Genomic DNA, 16,030 nt, shown 5'->3' with positions numbered 1-16,030 from the left:
TATTGTAATTGAAAACTAAAGTATTTTGGTTCTTAAATTTAAGCATAAAAAAAAATAAGCAGTAAACTAAATGCTATAGTTTACTGCTTATTGAAATTATTATGAGTCTTTATAAAGGACTGAAACTATTTTTCTATAGCCGTTAACTCTGCGATTTTACAAATAACTTCTACAGCTTTTTGCATACTTTCTACGGGTACATACTCATAACGTCCATGAAAATTATGACCACCTGCAAAAATATTTGGGCAAGGTAATCCCATATAAGACAATTGAGACCCATCAGTTCCTCCACGTATCGCTTTGATTAAAGGAGTTACACCAACAGCTTTCATTGCTTCTTCTGCAATATCTACAATATGCATTACAGGTTCCACTTTTTCTTTCATGTTGAAGTATTGATCTTTTATTTCAATCTTAAAAACTTCACTTTCGTATTTAGTGTTTAAATCAAAGACCACTTTTTCCAATAAAGCTTTTCGAGCTTCAAACTTATCTTTGTCATGATCTCTAATAATATATTCGAGCGTTGTTTCTTCAACATCTCCTTCTATATTATGTAAATGGAAAAACCCTTCGTAACCTTCTGTACATTCTGGTGTTTCTAATCGTGGTAAAATATTAATAAACTCTGAAGCATAATACATGGAGTTGATCATTTTACCTTTTGCGTAACCAGGGTGTACAATTTTACCTTTCACTTTTACTTTAGCTCCTGCAGCGTTAAAGTTTTCATACTCTAATTCTCCAACTTGGCTACCATCCATGGTATAAGCCCAATCTGCACCAAATTTTTCAACATCAAATTTATGCGCTCCTCTGCCAATTTCTTCATCAGGAGTAAAACCAATTTTTATGGTTCCATGTTTAATTTCAGGGTGATTAATAAGGTATTCCATAGCTGTTACAATCTCAGTAATACCAGCTTTATCATCAGCACCTAAAAGGGTTGTACCATCTGTTGTTATTAAGGTCTGACCTTTGTAAAGTAATAAGTCGTCAAAATAATCTGGAGACAAAATAATATTCTCTTCAGCATTAAGAACGATATCTTTTCCGTCGTAATCATTAATAATTTGAGGTTTCACATTAGCACCTGTAAAATCTGGAGAGGTATCAAAATGAGATACAAATCCTATAACAGGTACATCGTGACTGACATTACTTGGTAAGGTTGCCATGATGTATGCATTTTCGTCAATAGACACATCACTTAAGCCAATTGTTTTTAATTCTTCAACTAATTTATTGGCCAAGTCCCATTGTTTTTTGGTACTCGGAGTGGTTTCAGAATTAGGATCAGATTCAGTGTCTATAGTAACGTAACTTATAAACCGATTTATAATATGCTGCATAAAATTATTTGTATTTAAAAATTAAAGCTTAAAGGTAATAACTGGAAGTTTAGAATGGTTAACGACATCTTCAGAAATACTTCCACCAAAGAAATGACTTAGACCTTTTCTTCCATGAGTAATCATTGCTATGGCATCAGCTTGTTGTTTTCTAGCAAAATTTGAAACACCATCTTCCACATTGTGATCTGATATGCGCGCAATGGTAACGTCGCTTTCGTTTAATTTAGCCAACTTTAAGAACGTTGCTATTTTCTCATCAATTTCATCAGTACTTAAAAAGGTTAAGTTTGGTGAGTTAATATGTAATAAAGTCGTTTTTTGACCTAATTCAATTAATAATTCATGTGCCTTTTTAACAGCAGGAACACTTTCTTCAGAAAAATCTGTAGCTAAAACGATATGTTCAAAATTAACAGATTTTGGTTTAGACTTTATAACTAATACAGGTGTATTACTGTAACGTACAACTTTTTCGGTGTTAGAACCTGTAAAGACGCCATCGTGATCACTGTGTCCTCTAGAACCCATAACAATTAAGTCTGCTCTAACATCAGCGGCAACTTCTGCAACTTCTTTTAAAACTTTATGATATTTAACCATTGGTGTAACTTCAAGTCCTTCAAGATAAGGTTGATCTAAAAAAGCTTCAAACTTTTTATTGGCAACCATTAACATAAACGCATTTTCTTCACCTCTTTCAGCGCTAGAAGCAGAGAAAATAGACTCAGACATTTCTAACATATGCATTACTATTAATTCTGAATTGTGTTGTTTTGCTAATGCAGCTGCCGTTTCTAAGGCATATTCTGAGTGTTTAGAAAAATCTACGGGAACTATAATTTTTTTCATGATATTTTGATTTTGATTAGTGTTTCAAAGTTAATAAATTTAGAGGGCATTAATTATGATAATTGACAGTTTATGATAAAATTATTACTTCATTATAAAGAATAGATGCTTATTTTTGTAAAGCAAAATCGTTCTCATGTATAAAGCTTTAGTCAGACCCTTTTTATTTCTTTTTGATCCCGAAAAAGTACATTATTTTACCTTTTCGTTAATTCGGAATCTATCTAAAATACCAGGAGTTAAAAGTATCTTTAAATCTCTTTATGTTATTGAAGACAAACGATTAGAACGTGAATTATTTGGATTAAAATTTAAAAACCCTGTAGGTTTAGCTGCAGGTTTTGATAAAAATGCCGTTTTATATAATGAATTGGCCAACTTCGGATTCGGTTTTATTGAAATAGGAACGGTAACTCCAAAAGCACAAGAAGGAAATCCTAAAAAACGCTTATTCAGACTAAAAGATGATAAAGGCATTATTAACCGCATGGGTTTTAATAATGACGGTTTGCAAGCCGCTATTTCTCAACTTAAAAAGAATAAAGGGCAACTCATCATTGGTGGAAATATTGGAAAAAATACGCAAACCCTTCCTGAAAATTATACTAAAGATTATCTAGAGTGTTTTAATGCCTTACATCCTTATGTCGATTATTTTGTACTTAACGTCAGCTGTCCAAATGTCGGTAGCCACGCTAAACTGAATGATAAAGATTATTTGTTAGAGCTGATTTCTAGCGTAGAAAGTGCCAATACTACATTTAGTAAGCAGAAACCCATTCTACTTAAAATAGCACCAGATTTAAACGACGTGCAATTAGATGAAATTGTAGAATTAATTGCAGAAACAAATCTCGATGGTGTTATTGCAAGTAACACGTCTATTGACAGAACAGGTTTAAAAGCGAGTGACGCACGACTTAACGAGATTGGCAATGGTGGTTTAAGTGGACAACCAATTAAAGACAAATCGACTAAAGTCATTCAGTACTTAGCGGATAAAAGCAATAAATCCTTTCCTATTATTGGAGTCGGAGGTATTCATTCTGCAGAAGATGCTTTAGAAAAAATAGCAGCTGGTGCCGATTTGGTTCAGGTGTATACTGGTTTTATTTATGAAGGACCTTCTCTAATAAAACGCATTAATGAATTGATATTGATTAATCAATAATTTTGAATTTCGAAATTCTTACCGCATTTATAGGTGCCACAATGGCTTTGGCATTCGCTCCAGGACCAGATAATATTTATGTCTTGGTCCAAAGTATTAGTCATGGTAAATCTTATGGAATGGCAACCGTTTGCGGTTTAATAACAGGTTGTATAATTCACACGACTTTATTAGCCTTTGGGGTTTCTGCTATCATAGCAGCAAATGAAAACCTATTCTTTGGTATTAAACTTTTAGGAGCGATTTATCTGTTATACCTAGCTTACAAAGTCTTTAAATCTGATGCAAGTCTTAATTTTAATTCCGAACATGTGCCTAAGAAAAGTCTAAAACAATTATTTGTTCAAGGTTTTTTTATGAATGTTCTCAATCCAAAAGTGACCATTTTCTTTTTAGCTTTTTTTCCGGGGTTCTTATTTAGTGAAACGATGAGTACCGTTTGGCAGTTTTATATTTTAGGAGGCCTTTTTATGTTGGTCTCTTTTATTATTTTTTCTATTATAGCGTTGCTTGCAGGACAAATTAAAACCTACACCTTAAAGCATAAAAACTCAGGTTTCGTTTTAAAATGGCTTCAGATTGTGGTATTTGTAGGGATTGCGGTTTTTATTCTCATTTAGAAAGCTATTCTATATGACTTATGTTAACACATTGAGATAGTTATCGGAATCACTAATTTAGAAGAATCATTTATGCTAATTATTATCGCCTTCAAATTTAACTTCGAGTTCAATTTCAATTTCAATTAATGTATATTTGAACTAATGAATAAAGCGGTTAAAATAATAGAATGCCCAAGAGATGCCATGCAAGGCATTAAGGCTTTTATACCTACAGAAAAGAAAGTACAATACATTCAATCATTGCTTCGTGTCGGTTTTGATACTATTGATTTCGGAAGTTTTGTATCTCCAAAAGCAATTCCGCAAATGGTTGATACGGCTGAAGTTTTAGCGCAATTAGATCTGAGTAAAACGGAAAGTAAATTGCTCGCTATCATAGCAAATACAAGGGGAGCAAACGATGCTTCGGTGCATTCTGAAATTGATTATTTAGGATTTCCATTTTCAATATCAGAGAATTTTCAGATGCGTAATACTCATAAAACGATAGCTCAATCTGTTGTGACCTTGTCTGAAATTTTAGAAGTCGCAGATAAAAGCAATAAGCAAGTTGTAGTTTATATTTCAATGGGTTTTGGAAACCCTTATGGTGATCCGTGGAATGTAGATATCGTAGGAGAGTGGACGGAACGCTTATCTAAAATGGGAGTTAGTATATTGTCATTAAGCGATACCATTGGAAGTTCAGATCCAGAGAATATTAACTATTTATTTTCAAATTTAATTCCCGAATATTCAAACATAGAATTTGGTGCCCATTTGCATACCACACCAACGTCTTGGTTCGAAAAAATTGACGCCGCCTACAAAGCGGGTTGCCGACGTTTTGATGGAGCTATACAAGGTTTTGGTGGTTGCCCAATGGCAAAAGATGATCTTACAGGTAATATGCCAACTGAAAAAATGTTGTCGTATTTTACTCAGAAAAAAGCTCACGATCTCAATGCGATGAGTTTTGAAAGTTCTTATAATGAAGCGACTAAGATTTTTAGTGTGTATCATTAGTAATAGATTCAAAGTTGTATTTTTTTTTCTTATTCAAGACTTCAAATGAGTAAAGACTTAAAATTCCATTGTTTAAGTCAGAATTCACTACAAAGTTTATTTAAAATTAATCTAAATAAACTTTGTGTAATTACTATTTGTTTTAAATTTGCAGCTTAAAATGAAAAATAATTCATATCAAGTCTAAATAAGAATACTAATGAAGAAAATTACCCTTAGTCTTATCCTTTTAATTGCATCATTTACATATGCGCAAACTGTTCCAGATTCGTTGTCTACTAATCCACAAACGCAACAAAATGCCGCACAGCGTATTTTATCAGGAAATATAAATACAGGTGTTACGGTTGGTGGTTATGGAGAGATAACATACAATCAACCAGAAGCAGATAATGGCGAATTAGATGTACAACGTTTAGTATTACTTTTTGGTTATAAGTTTAACGACCGTGTACAGTTTGTTACAGAAATTGAATTAGAGCATGTAGAAGAAATTTTTGTAGAGCAAGCTTTTGTGCAATATAGTTTAACTGATAATGTAAACCTTAGAGGTGGTTTAATGTTAGTGCCTATGGGAATTACTAATGAGTACCACGAGCCAACAACTTTTAACGGAGTTGAAAGACCAAGTATAGACAAAAGTATAGTGCCAACCACTTGGAGAGAAATTGGTTTTGGTGTTGCAGGTCGTTTAGATGATGTGTCATTGCGTTATCAAGCTTATGTTTTTAACGGTTTTAAATCTGTAAATGGTACTAAGGTTTTAGGAGGAGCAAATGGTTTGAGAAATGGAAGACAAAAAGGAATTCAATCTACAGTAGACTCACCAAATTTTGCGGCTAAACTAGATTATTATGGTTTACCAGGTTTACGATTGGGATTGTCTGGATATTTTGGAAGAACACAAGCTGAAGATGACATTGAAGATATCGATGGTACTAGTGTTGGTATTTCTATGATTGGCTTAGATGCACGTTATGCTTACAAACGTTTTACGGCAAGAGGTCAATATATACATGCTAATATTTCAGATACCGAAGATTATAACACACTTAATAGTGCTGATTTAGGTAGTGCATTGCAAGGTTGGTATGTTGAAGGTGCTTATAATTTATTACCACAAAACAAGGAACAACAGTTATTTGCATTTGCACGTTATTCAGATTACGATACACATGCTTCTGTTGAAGGTGCGTTAGTAAAAAATGATGCTTACGACAGAGATGAGTGGACATTTGGTTTAAGCTATAAAATTGCACCAGGAGCTGTTGTAAAAGCAGATTATCAATTTTTTAGTGATGCAACCGATGTAGATAGTCCTAACCAATTAAATATTGGCTTAGGAGTTTGGTTCTAATAAAAACAATTTAATACTATTGTAATATGAAATTAAGTAGCATTATCATTTTAGTAATATCTATTCTTGCCTTCGGGTTGCCTAAAAACATTAAAAAGAAAGTAGATTCTGAAATAAAGAAAACGTATTCAGTGGAATCATTTTCTTTCGATGCTAAAATAATAGATTCAAATGTTGCAAAAGAATTACCTTCAAAGTTTGGTGCTGATAATTTTTTCGAAATTAAAAAAGACACTAAACCTTTAGGATATGCATACGTGTCTAAAGCACCAAGTAAAACAGATCAGTTTGATTATTTGGTGCTATTAGATCCTAATTTAGTTATTGTTAAAACGAAAGTTTTAATTTATCGTGAAGATTACGGAGGAGAAATAGGAAGTAAACGTTGGTTAAAACAGTTTATTGGTAAAACAAAGGATGATGAGTTTAGATATGGTGATAATATCGATGCTATTTCTGGAGCAACCATTTCAGTAAGATCCATGACAAATGCTATGGATGACTTAATGAAGTCCTTAAAAATATTAAGTGATAAAGATCTCATATAATGATAGTAAATGGCCTCATTGAAACATTTCCAAAGGAATTAAAGCTGCTTATTGCAGCTTTTGTTATTGTATTAAGTGTTGGTTTTTACACGGGGCTTTTGTTTGTGGGTGAAACATCTTCAGCAAATCCTAATGGAATAGAAGAACAATACTTAGGTAACGAAGATGATGAAGAAGCCGATGTAATGAGGTTTAAAAAAAGTGAACAAGAAATGCTCACTTTAGTCCACGGACATATTTTATCTATGTCAATTATTTTCTTTCTAACTGGCTTAGTTTTAGTAACAACAAGACTTAATTCTAAGTTAAAGATCTTCTTATTAATAGAACCTTTTGTTTCTGTAATTTTAACTTTTGGAGGACTTTTTCTTTTGTGGAAAGGCATGCTTTGGGTAAAGTATGTGGTTATGTTTTCTGGTTTATTAATGACATTGTCTTATACAGTTGCTGTTTTTATAATTCTGAAACAATTAGTAAAATCATCATCACGTTATAAACAATTATAGAATTAATTATTAGGGTAATCATTTAGATTTTCACATGATAATAAAAAAAAAGCCTTCATTGAAAAATGAAAGCTTTTTTAATATCTATTTAAAAAGTTTACTGTAATAAACTATATACAAATTCAGGATGACCACGTTCTCCTTCTGCATTTGTTAAGGCTAAGAATTTCAATTTGTAAAGATTACCATCTGTATCATTAATTATATAAAAGACGTTATCTTTAAGAGAAGGTAATGAACCTGGTCCTCCACCATTTCTCCAGCTGCTTCCTACAATTCTTTGATCATTAGAAAAATTAGACGCAGTAACATCATTTATCGTGAAATTGTCATAAGATAGTTCCGTATTTTCTTCAGTATCTATCCTATAAACATCTACGTTAGCTAGGTTATTTGAAGCTACAAAATCTCCATAGAAATAAGCACCATAACTATCTGGTCCGGCGAAAACTTCATCGGTGAAAGTTGTAAAGTTTAAATCCCAACTTGAAGATGTTGGTTCAACGTTAACAATACTCTCTGTATTAAAGCTAAAGAATGTAAAGTTATAGTTGCTGTCTTTAGAGATTGTGATTTCTTCATGTGTAGTGGCGTCCAAGTCGGCATATTGAATGGTGTAGTCATTCCCGTTTCTTAATACTCGGATTTTTTTCCAACCTCTTTCTTCATCTTTTAAATCAACAGAACCAGTTGTAGGTGTTTCTGTGCCTACTTCACTACCTAGATTAATCAAATATACTTTGTTTTCAGAGTCTGTAGCAGATATTTCACTGATAGCAGTACCATATATGTTTCCGTCAAAAGCATCAACAAAAGCTAAATTTGCAGTATCAAAAATACCAACTTTAGCTAGAGGTTGTAAATCTATTACTTCTTGAGTTGTTGAATTTACGGCATCAATATCATCAAATGGTAATTCTGCTGCAGCCATTTCTATAGAACCATTAATAGCAACCCTGAACTCCGAACCAGAGTAAAATCCTAAGTCCCAAGAATCACGTTGCGCTGATGTTGTTGTGTTTGTACTTAAATCAATATAAACTTGGTTTTGTTGATTAGGGCCTCCAACTTCTGGAGCGATAGAAGCACCTTCAATCACAATAGTAAGCGGGCCAGAAACGTCGTCGTCGCTACTACAGCTAGAAAATGCAATAATACATAGGCATAAAGCCGTTTTTAAAAATTTATTTGTCATAATATTTAGTGTTTAAAAATTTAGGTTATATAATAGTTTTAAATAAAAAGATCTTCCATAGCCTAACAATAAAGCATTACTGTTAGTAGAGTGTGTGTCACCAGTAGCAGTATTGCTAACGTTTACATTGGTGACATCGAATAGGTTTCGTGCACCAAGCGTAACTTTAATTTTATTGTCTAAAAATGATTTTTTAATAGAGGCGTCTAACCAACTGTAAGCATCCGTTGTTGCTTTTGAGAATGTTGAATTACCATCCGTATCAGATCCAGACGCTAAGTATTGTTCTTGCTCTCCGTTGTATTTTAATAATAAGGTGAATGAGGTATCCCAAGGCTCCACAAAATAGGATGCACTTGTATTGACTTGAAAATTGTACAGAAAATCATCAGTGCCATTAACTTCATTACTATTGATTCTAGAAATGCCTTGAAACGTTGCGCCTAAGTTGAATGATAACTTATCTAATTTTAATGAATTTTCTAATGAAAGACTCCACAGTTTAAATTTATCAATGTTTATAAATTGATATCGCAATGGGCTGGTATTAACGACAGCCAAATCAATTCTATCTGAAACATCTACATAGCTTAACTTTAAGTTGTTGACTAAAGAAAGCTCATTAAACCAACTTCTCTTTTTTAGATTCACAAAGGCTGAAAACCCATTCTCTGGATTTAAGTTTTCATTACCCTGAACATCATGATTAGAATCTACAAAATAGTAGTATAACTCTTCAAAATTAGGTGTTCTATAGGAGGTGCCAACGTTGGCTCTAAGTTCAAAACCATGATCCATTAAATAACGCGCACTTAAAGAGCCCATTAATTTCGATTTAAAAAGTGAATTATATTCATAGCGTACACCAGGACGTAAAGAGAATGCATTGGATAAGTTTAATTCCGAAGACCCAAAAATGGCTGAATTAGTCTGCTTATTGGTTTTATCTTGTTGGGTAACATCACCTGAAGCTTGTGTGTCAAAGCCTTCAATATAGCGGGCTTCATAACCGAGTTGGAAATTATAAAAATCACTTTTCACTAAGTTGTCTATAGTTCCTTTAGAAAAGAAGACTTTACTAGATTGGTAGGTTTCATCCGTTTCATTGCTGCGTTCTTTACTTAAAATGAAATAGTTAAATTCGTTTAAGTCGCGTTCTTGTTGTTGGTAGGAGAGTGCTACGTTATAGTTAGCTCCAGAATTTAAGTTGCCATCAATATTAAGGTTGTTGACAAATCGGTTGGTGGTAAATATACGATCTGTAGCAGATGGATTACTCGTTTGATTTTGAGTATCAATATTCGCTCTTACGGCGGCATCATAGTAGTTAATTTGCTCGTTAAAGTATTCAAACTTGTATAGTACTCTAAAATTATTGCCTTTATAATTAATTAAAGCATTGGTGTTTAATTGTTGTTTAGGTAACCATTCATAACCTCTAAGACCGTCATTTTGGTAATAATCTTGTCCTTGGCGTTCGTTGAAAAAACCTGCGAAATCATTTCGGTTAGCTCCAATTTTAGCCATCCATTTCTCATTAATATTATGAGCTACACTAAAGGATTGTATATGTCTACCTTCATCAAACAAAGCATACTCATCACTTACGGTTTCTTCTTGTAAATAGGCTCGAATGTTCCATGTGTTAGCAATAGACTTTTTAGTTATGATATTAATCACTCCAGAAACAGCATTCGCACCAAATTCTACTCCCATGGCACCTTCAACGATTTCAATACGTTCAATATCATCGAGATTAATTTGAGTTAAATCAATGTCATTCCCTAAACCATTATCACTAACCATGGGGATGTTATCCACCAAAATATTGAAATATTGCGAGTCTAATCCAAAGAACGAAATCGTAGAGCGTCCTGTTTGGGCATTAGGAATTATAGTAAGGTTAAGGTTGAAATTTAATAAATCGGCCAAATTGTTTGCCGCAACTTGCTCAATCTGAGTTCTATTAATAACAATGACATTATGTACGGACTTTTTAATAGAGGTTGGATTATACTGGCCAGTAACAACGACTTCTTCTAAAGGTTTAACTTTAATACTGTCCGTTGGTGTTTCACTTTTTTGAGCAAAAGACCACGAAAAGAAAATAATTGAAAAATAAATTGGGATTTTATTTTTATTTAGACTCATTCTTGATAAATTTGTCGCAAATATATAATCTTATTTTAATTCATTCTAAATAAGAATAGTTTTTTTTAAATAATTTTTAAACACATCATTTATCTTTTAAATATGAAAAAAGTAGTATCAGTTTTAGCCATTGTATTAGCATTTACTTTAAGTAGTAACGCACAAAAAAAGAAGACTCTAGATCAGGAAGCCATTAAAGATATGTGTGGTTGTTTTGAAGTAACGTTCAATTTTACAGAGACCTTCAACTATAGTAATGATTCGCTTTACAGACCTTCAGAAACCAAAGTTGATAAAGGTTTAGAGTACGCTTTTGCTATAGAAGATGAAGATGATAAAATTTCAATTCAACATTTATTACAAGTTGGGCGACCTGATAGTCCACATATTGTAAAACACTGGAGACAAGATTGGTTATTTCAAAACCAAGACTTTTATATGTATAATGGCGATAATAATTGGACCTTTGAAAAAAAATCTAAGGATGCTGTAAAAGGACAGTGGACACAGAAAGTGTTTCAGGTAGATGACAGTCCACGTTATGAAGGTTCTGGTACTTGGGTTCATGTAGATGGTAAGAATTACTGGGAAAACACAACAACAGCGCCATTACCGAGACGTGAATACACCAAACGTAGCGATTACAATATTACATTAAGAGGTAACCGTCACGAGATTACTAACTATGGTTGGGTTCACGATCAAGATAATGATAAAGTGTTACGAGAAACTGGAAAAGAAGATGTTATTATTGCAAAAGAAAAAGGATTTAATACGTATAAAAAAGTAGATGATAGTAGATGCCAAGCTTCAATAGACTGGTGGAAAGCGCAACAAGGTAAATGGGCTTTAGTAAGAACCAAATGGGATGCTGTTTATGGTAGAAACAAAGATTTAACTCTTGCTGAAAAAGTGGATAATAAAGTGTTATTCAAATACTTATTAGATGACGAGATTACAGCGAAAAAAGATATCAATAGTATTATAGAATCTTTTGTAAAATAAATAAGTTTAAAATAAATCAATCATATATGAAAACAATTAAATCGATATTAGTCACCCTTTTTGTGGCCTTGTCTTTATCTACCTTCGCACAGAATGAAAATATTTTTTTAGATCGTGAGTTTTGGGGAACCCAACCAACGGTAGAAACTGTGAAACAGAAAATAAAAGAAGGTAACAATCCTGCTGAAGCCAATGGTAATAATTTTGATGGAGTCGTTTATGCAACCTTGCAAGATGCACCTTTAGAGACGATTACTTACATGATTTCTCAAAAAGGAAATGACGTTAATAAATTAACGCACGATGGTAGAACCTATGCCTTTTGGGCAGCTTATAAAGGCAATGCTGAATTAGTGCAATACCTATTAGAAAATGGGGCAAAAACTAATATAACAGACGATAAAGGGAATTCTATAATTAATTTTGCTGCCGGTTCTGGTCAACAAAATACTAAGGTATATGATCTTGTTATTAAATATGGATCAGACGTACAGAAAGATTTAAATCCAGATGGAGCAAACGCTTTATTAATAGCAGCGCCCAATGATCCATATTTTAAATTGGTATCCTATTTTCAGTCTAAAGGTTTAGATATTAATAGTGTAGATAGTAATGGTAATGGCATTTTTAATTACGTCACCAAAAAAGGTGAGATAGAATCTTTAAATGCTTTATTAAAAAAAGGAATCAAAGGCACTGATCAAGCTTTTATATTTGCAGCAAATGGCGCACGAGGTACAACTAATGGTATTGAGGTTTATAAGTACTTAGAAAGTGTAGGTTTAAATCCGAATGTAACTAATAAAGAAGGTGAATCGGCACTACATATTTTGGCAGCTAGAAGCAAAGATTTAGATGTAATTAAATTCTTACTAGATAAAGGCTTAAAGGTGAGTACTAAAGATTCTAAAGGAAATAATGCCTTAATGCATGCAGCTTCAAGCAATAACTTAGAGGTCGTAAATCTTTTAGCTGATAATTTAAAAAACCATGATGATATAAATAAGAAAGGCCAATCGGCTTTAACTTTAGCTGTAGGTGGTAATACTTCAGATGTTGTAGCGTTTTTAATCAAAAAAGGTTATAAAACTGCTCTTGTTGATACAGATGGAAATAATTTAACCTATTATTTAATCGAATCATATTCACCTAAGAATAAAGATGTATTTTCTAAAAAAATGACATTATTAAAAGCGAATAAGGTCGATTTAACTAAAGTGCAAAAAAATGGAAATACTTGGTTTCATTTGGCAGCTGAAAAAAATAGTCTTGATTTATTAAAGTTGGCATTAAAAATGAATCAAGATATCAATGCAAAAAACAGTGAAGGAAATACAGCTTTACATTTGGCTGCATTAAAAGCTAGTGACGATGCTATTCTTAAGTTTCTTATAGAAAATGGAGCAAAGAAAGACATAGTTACGGATTTTGAAGAATCTGCTTATGATTTAGCAAAAGAAAATGAGTTGCTAAAAAAGAGTAATACCTCAATTGAATTTTTAAAATAATATAATTTTGAATATGAAGAACATACGTACAATAGCATTATTATGTGTCGTAATATTTAGTTTAGTATCATTTACTAATCCAGTAGAATCTACAAAGTACAAATGCATGATTCAAATGACTAACTATACAGGTGAAGGTGCCTATATTGTTATTTCATTATTAAATTCTGAAGGTGACTATGTAGAAACCTTAAACGTCATTGGAGACGATGATGAGTGGTATAATACAGTAGAGTCTTGGTGGGATTTTTACGGCAAAAAACGTAACGATATTGATGCTATCACAGGAGCCACAGTGAGCGGAGGAGAGCGTACCATTAATGTTATTGAAATTGATAACGACAAACTAGATAAAGGTTACAAGTTAAGATTCGAAACCGCTGTTGAAGATCAAGACTATTATGAAAGTGATGTGGAATTTGAGTTAACTTCAGAGACCATTAAATCTAAAGTTGAAGGAAAGGGATTTATCCGTTACATCCGAATGATGCCTCAATAAAACCGACACTATGACCATTTCCATTTGGAGATACAGTCATTTAGTTTTGGCTGTCATATCTTCTTTGTTCATTTTAATAGCATCGGTAACAGGTGCTATTTTGGCGTTTGAACCCATTACAAATCAGTTGCAACCGTATGCTGTTTCTGGGGCGAACGAGATTTCTCTTGCTGAAACCTTAAGTGTGTTGCAACAAGAGTATGATGAAGTTTTTACACTCGAAATTGATAATAACGATTTTGTAAGTGCGTCAGTCATTACCAAAGAAGGAGACAGTCAAACCTTTTATATCAATCCTATTACCGGCGAAAAATTAGGTGATATTATAAAGAAAGCACCAATTTATGAATTCGCAACCAACCTTCACCGCTCGCTATTTTTAAAAACAACAGGTCGTATTTTAATTGGAGTCGTATCCTTTTTGTTATTTCTGATTTCAGTAACAGGAATTCAACTCATATTGAAGCGTCAAGGTGGTATCAAACGTTTCTTTTCTAAAGTGGTTAGAGAAAATTTTGATCAGTATTACCATGTCGTTATTGGTCGATATACCTTGATTCCTATTGTGATTATTACGCTTTCAGGTGTGTTTCTATCACTTGAAAAATTTGATTTACTTCCAGATTCGAAAATTTCACATAACTATCCAGAACAGGATGACGTTGAAAACAAATTAGACATCATAGAGTTTCAAACATTTCAAGATATAAAACTTGAAGATGTGAGCTATGTAGAATTTCCATTTTCAGATGATATTGAAGATTATTTCACTGTTAAATTATCTGATAAGGAAATTTTAGTCAATCAATATACAGGAGCTATCGTCAGTAATCAAAACACTTCGTTTGTAGCATTAGCGTCTAATTGGAGCTTAATTTTGCATACAGGTCAAGGGACTATTTTATGGTCAATAGTGTTGTTATTAGCGAGTTTGGCCATTTTGTTTTTTATGTATTCTGGCTTTGCCATGACGTTAAAACGACGAAAAGAAACTTCTAAAATTAAGAATAAATTCAAAAAAGATGAGGCAGACTATATCATTTTAGTAGGTTCAGAAACAGGAAACACTTTTAATTCTGCCAAGCTATTTTATGACGCATTAATCGCAGAAGGTCATTCGGTTTTTATTGCGGCTTTAAACGCGTATTCAGAATATAAAAAGGCTAAACATGTCATCATTTTTTCATCGACTTATGGCGAAGGTGAAGCTCCAACAAGTGCTTCAAATTTTGAAAAATTATTTCAAAAAGTGCAGCAGAAGCAAACGATGAAGTATGCTGTTGTTGGTTTTGGATCGCTTATGTATCCTGACTATTGTAAATATGCCATTGAAGTGGATGAGATGTTTCAAAAGCAAGACAATTTTATAGAACACCTTCCGCTTTTCAAAATTAACAATCAATCGTTTGAAGCTTTTAAAACGTGGATTAAGGAATGGAATGAGCGCACTAATCACGATTTAAAAATTAAGTTTCAAAAACCTCAAATCAATTTAAAAAAATTAAAAGAGTTTAAGGTTATTAATAAATCAGAGCCTAATAATGACGATTCATTTTTAGTACAATTGCGACCACATAAAAAAGTAAAATTTGAGTCTGGTGATTTATTGTCTTTATATCCGGAAGCCGATTTTATTGAGCGTCAATATTCCATTGGTAAAATAGAACATGACATTATTTTAAGCATCAAAAAACACGAATTTGGGGTCTGCTCTAATTATTTTAATGACTTAAAAGTCAACGAAATCGTTAAGGCGCAAGTTAAACGAAACTTAGATTTTCATTTTCCAACCGATGTAAAAGACGTGGTAATGATAGCCAACGGTACAGGAATTGCACCATTTTTAGGAATGATTAATGATAATCAAAGTCAAATAAAAACCCATTTATTTTGGGGAGGACGCACACAAGATTCTCTAAGTATTTATGAAAATATTATAGATTCAGCGTTTAGTAAAAAGACCTTATCTAGTTTTCATATTGCGTATTCACAAGAGCAGAAAGATAAAATTTACGTTCAAGATTTAATTTTAGAGCATCAAGAACTGTTGAGTGGTGTTTTGAATGCTAATGGAGTCATAATGATTTGTGGTTCTGTGGCTATGCAAAATCGCGTTTTAGAAGTGTTGCATACCATCACTACAACACACTTAGACAAACCGTTAAGTGCTTTTGAAAACAACGATCAGCTTAAAATGGATTGTTATTGATTATTAATAGATTGTTAAGTGTTGCAAATAGCCTTTCAATATGTTA

General features: G+C 32.7%; 14 protein-coding genes. 10 read left to right on the top strand and 4 right to left on the bottom strand.

The annotated features are described in order from the left end of the window. Positions 1–125: 125 nt before the first annotated feature. Both pepT and DFQ09_RS15235 read right to left on the bottom strand, forming a co-directional pair. Positions 126–1,355: a peptidase T gene (gene pepT, locus DFQ09_RS15240; RefSeq protein ID WP_115811859.1), complete on the bottom strand. Its 1,230-nt coding sequence runs from the start codon at positions 1,353–1,355 to the stop codon at positions 126–128. A 21-nt stretch (positions 1,356–1,376) separates the two neighbouring features. Next, complete coding sequence (locus DFQ09_RS15235; RefSeq protein WP_115811858.1) at positions 1,377–2,207, bottom strand: universal stress protein; 831 nt, start codon at positions 2,205–2,207, stop codon at positions 1,377–1,379. A gap of 136 nt (positions 2,208–2,343) precedes the next feature. On the opposite strand from DFQ09_RS15235, the gene DFQ09_RS15230 reads away from it, so the two are divergent. From DFQ09_RS15230 to DFQ09_RS15205, 6 genes are all read left to right on the top strand, one after another. After that, a complete protein-coding gene (locus DFQ09_RS15230) occupies positions 2,344–3,378 on the top strand; it encodes a quinone-dependent dihydroorotate dehydrogenase (protein ID WP_115811857.1) in 1,035 nt (344 codons plus the stop codon). Positions 3,379–3,380: 2 nt separating this feature from the next. Next, entirely contained in the window at positions 3,381–3,998 is a 618-nt protein-coding gene (locus tag DFQ09_RS15225) for a LysE family translocator (RefSeq protein WP_181897196.1), read from the top strand. A gap of 144 nt (positions 3,999–4,142) precedes the next feature. Beyond that, a complete protein-coding gene (locus DFQ09_RS15220; RefSeq protein WP_115811855.1) occupies positions 4,143–5,006 on the top strand; it encodes a hydroxymethylglutaryl-CoA lyase in 864 nt (287 codons plus the stop codon). Between the two features lie 199 nt (positions 5,007–5,205). Further along, positions 5,206–6,363: a porin gene (locus DFQ09_RS15215; RefSeq protein ID WP_115811853.1), complete on the top strand. Its 1,158-nt coding sequence runs from the start codon at positions 5,206–5,208 to the stop codon at positions 6,361–6,363. Positions 6,364–6,389: 26 nt separating this feature from the next. Next, positions 6,390–6,911: an FMN-binding protein gene (locus DFQ09_RS15210; RefSeq protein WP_115811851.1), complete on the top strand. Its 522-nt coding sequence runs from the start codon at positions 6,390–6,392 to the stop codon at positions 6,909–6,911. Continuing rightward, on the top strand, positions 6,911–7,417 hold the full coding sequence (locus tag DFQ09_RS15205) for a hypothetical protein (protein WP_115811849.1): 507 nt from the start codon (positions 6,911–6,913) through the stop codon (positions 7,415–7,417). Before DFQ09_RS15210 ends, DFQ09_RS15205 begins: the two co-directional genes overlap by 1 nt. Before the next feature lie 97 nt (positions 7,418–7,514). Here DFQ09_RS15205 and DFQ09_RS15200 read toward each other — a convergent pair whose 3' ends face one another. Together DFQ09_RS15200 and DFQ09_RS15195 are read right to left on the bottom strand one after the other, a co-directional pair. Beyond that, positions 7,515–8,612, bottom strand: a complete 1,098-nt coding sequence (locus tag DFQ09_RS15200) for an HmuY family protein (RefSeq protein ID WP_115811847.1) — start codon at positions 8,610–8,612, stop codon at positions 7,515–7,517. Positions 8,613–8,624: 12 nt separating this feature from the next. Then, the gene (locus DFQ09_RS15195) at positions 8,625–10,763 is read right to left on the bottom strand and encodes a TonB-dependent receptor plug domain-containing protein (RefSeq protein ID WP_115811845.1); all 2,139 of its coding nucleotides are present in this window, start codon (positions 10,761–10,763) and stop codon (positions 8,625–8,627) included. A gap of 102 nt (positions 10,764–10,865) precedes the next feature. On the opposite strand from DFQ09_RS15195, the gene DFQ09_RS15190 reads away from it, so the two are divergent. The 4 genes from DFQ09_RS15190 to DFQ09_RS15175 are packed head-to-tail and all read left to right on the top strand — an operon-like array spanning position 10,866 to position 15,984. Continuing rightward, the gene (locus DFQ09_RS15190) at positions 10,866–11,768 is read left to right on the top strand and encodes a DUF6607 family protein (protein ID WP_115811843.1); all 903 of its coding nucleotides are present in this window, start codon (positions 10,866–10,868) and stop codon (positions 11,766–11,768) included. Positions 11,769–11,794: 26 nt separating this feature from the next. Then, complete coding sequence (locus tag DFQ09_RS15185; RefSeq protein ID WP_115811841.1) at positions 11,795–13,276, top strand: ankyrin repeat domain-containing protein; 1,482 nt, start codon at positions 11,795–11,797, stop codon at positions 13,274–13,276. A 13-nt stretch (positions 13,277–13,289) separates the two neighbouring features. Next, positions 13,290–13,775 (top strand): DUF2271 domain-containing protein, encoded by a 486-nt coding sequence (locus DFQ09_RS15180; protein ID WP_115811839.1) that lies wholly within the window; start codon positions 13,290–13,292, stop codon positions 13,773–13,775. A 10-nt stretch (positions 13,776–13,785) separates the two neighbouring features. Beyond that, the gene (locus DFQ09_RS15175; RefSeq protein ID WP_115811837.1) at positions 13,786–15,984 is read left to right on the top strand and encodes a PepSY domain-containing protein; all 2,199 of its coding nucleotides are present in this window, start codon (positions 13,786–13,788) and stop codon (positions 15,982–15,984) included. Positions 15,985–16,030: the final 46 nt, after the last annotated feature.

The organism is Winogradskyella pacifica (assembly GCF_003386275.1).
Taxonomy (GTDB): Bacteria; Bacteroidota; Bacteroidia; order Flavobacteriales; family Flavobacteriaceae; genus Winogradskyella; species Winogradskyella pacifica.
Note: the sequence above shows the minus strand (reverse complement) of the source record. Positions and strands in the feature narration are given on the sequence as shown.

Coding starts and splice junctions, on each gene's coding strand:
- pepT (WP_115811859.1), bottom strand. CDS start 1,355: ATGCAGCATATTATAAATCGGTTTATAAGTTACGTTACTATAGACACT.
- DFQ09_RS15235 (WP_115811858.1), bottom strand. CDS start 2,207: ATGAAAAAAATTATAGTTCCCGTAGATTTTTCTAAACACTCAGAATAT.
- DFQ09_RS15230 (WP_115811857.1), top strand. CDS start 2,344: ATGTATAAAGCTTTAGTCAGACCCTTTTTATTTCTTTTTGATCCCGAA.
- DFQ09_RS15220 (WP_115811855.1), top strand. CDS start 4,143: ATGAATAAAGCGGTTAAAATAATAGAATGCCCAAGAGATGCCATGCAA.
- DFQ09_RS15215 (WP_115811853.1), top strand. CDS start 5,206: ATGAAGAAAATTACCCTTAGTCTTATCCTTTTAATTGCATCATTTACA.
- DFQ09_RS15210 (WP_115811851.1), top strand. CDS start 6,390: ATGAAATTAAGTAGCATTATCATTTTAGTAATATCTATTCTTGCCTTC.
- DFQ09_RS15205 (WP_115811849.1), top strand. CDS start 6,911: ATGATAGTAAATGGCCTCATTGAAACATTTCCAAAGGAATTAAAGCTG.
- DFQ09_RS15200 (WP_115811847.1), bottom strand. CDS start 8,612: ATGACAAATAAATTTTTAAAAACGGCTTTATGCCTATGTATTATTGCA.
- DFQ09_RS15195 (WP_115811845.1), bottom strand. CDS start 10,763: ATGAGTCTAAATAAAAATAAAATCCCAATTTATTTTTCAATTATTTTC.
- DFQ09_RS15190 (WP_115811843.1), top strand. CDS start 10,866: ATGAAAAAAGTAGTATCAGTTTTAGCCATTGTATTAGCATTTACTTTA.
- DFQ09_RS15185 (WP_115811841.1), top strand. CDS start 11,795: ATGAAAACAATTAAATCGATATTAGTCACCCTTTTTGTGGCCTTGTCT.
- DFQ09_RS15180 (WP_115811839.1), top strand. CDS start 13,290: ATGAAGAACATACGTACAATAGCATTATTATGTGTCGTAATATTTAGT.
- DFQ09_RS15175 (WP_115811837.1), top strand. CDS start 13,786: ATGACCATTTCCATTTGGAGATACAGTCATTTAGTTTTGGCTGTCATA.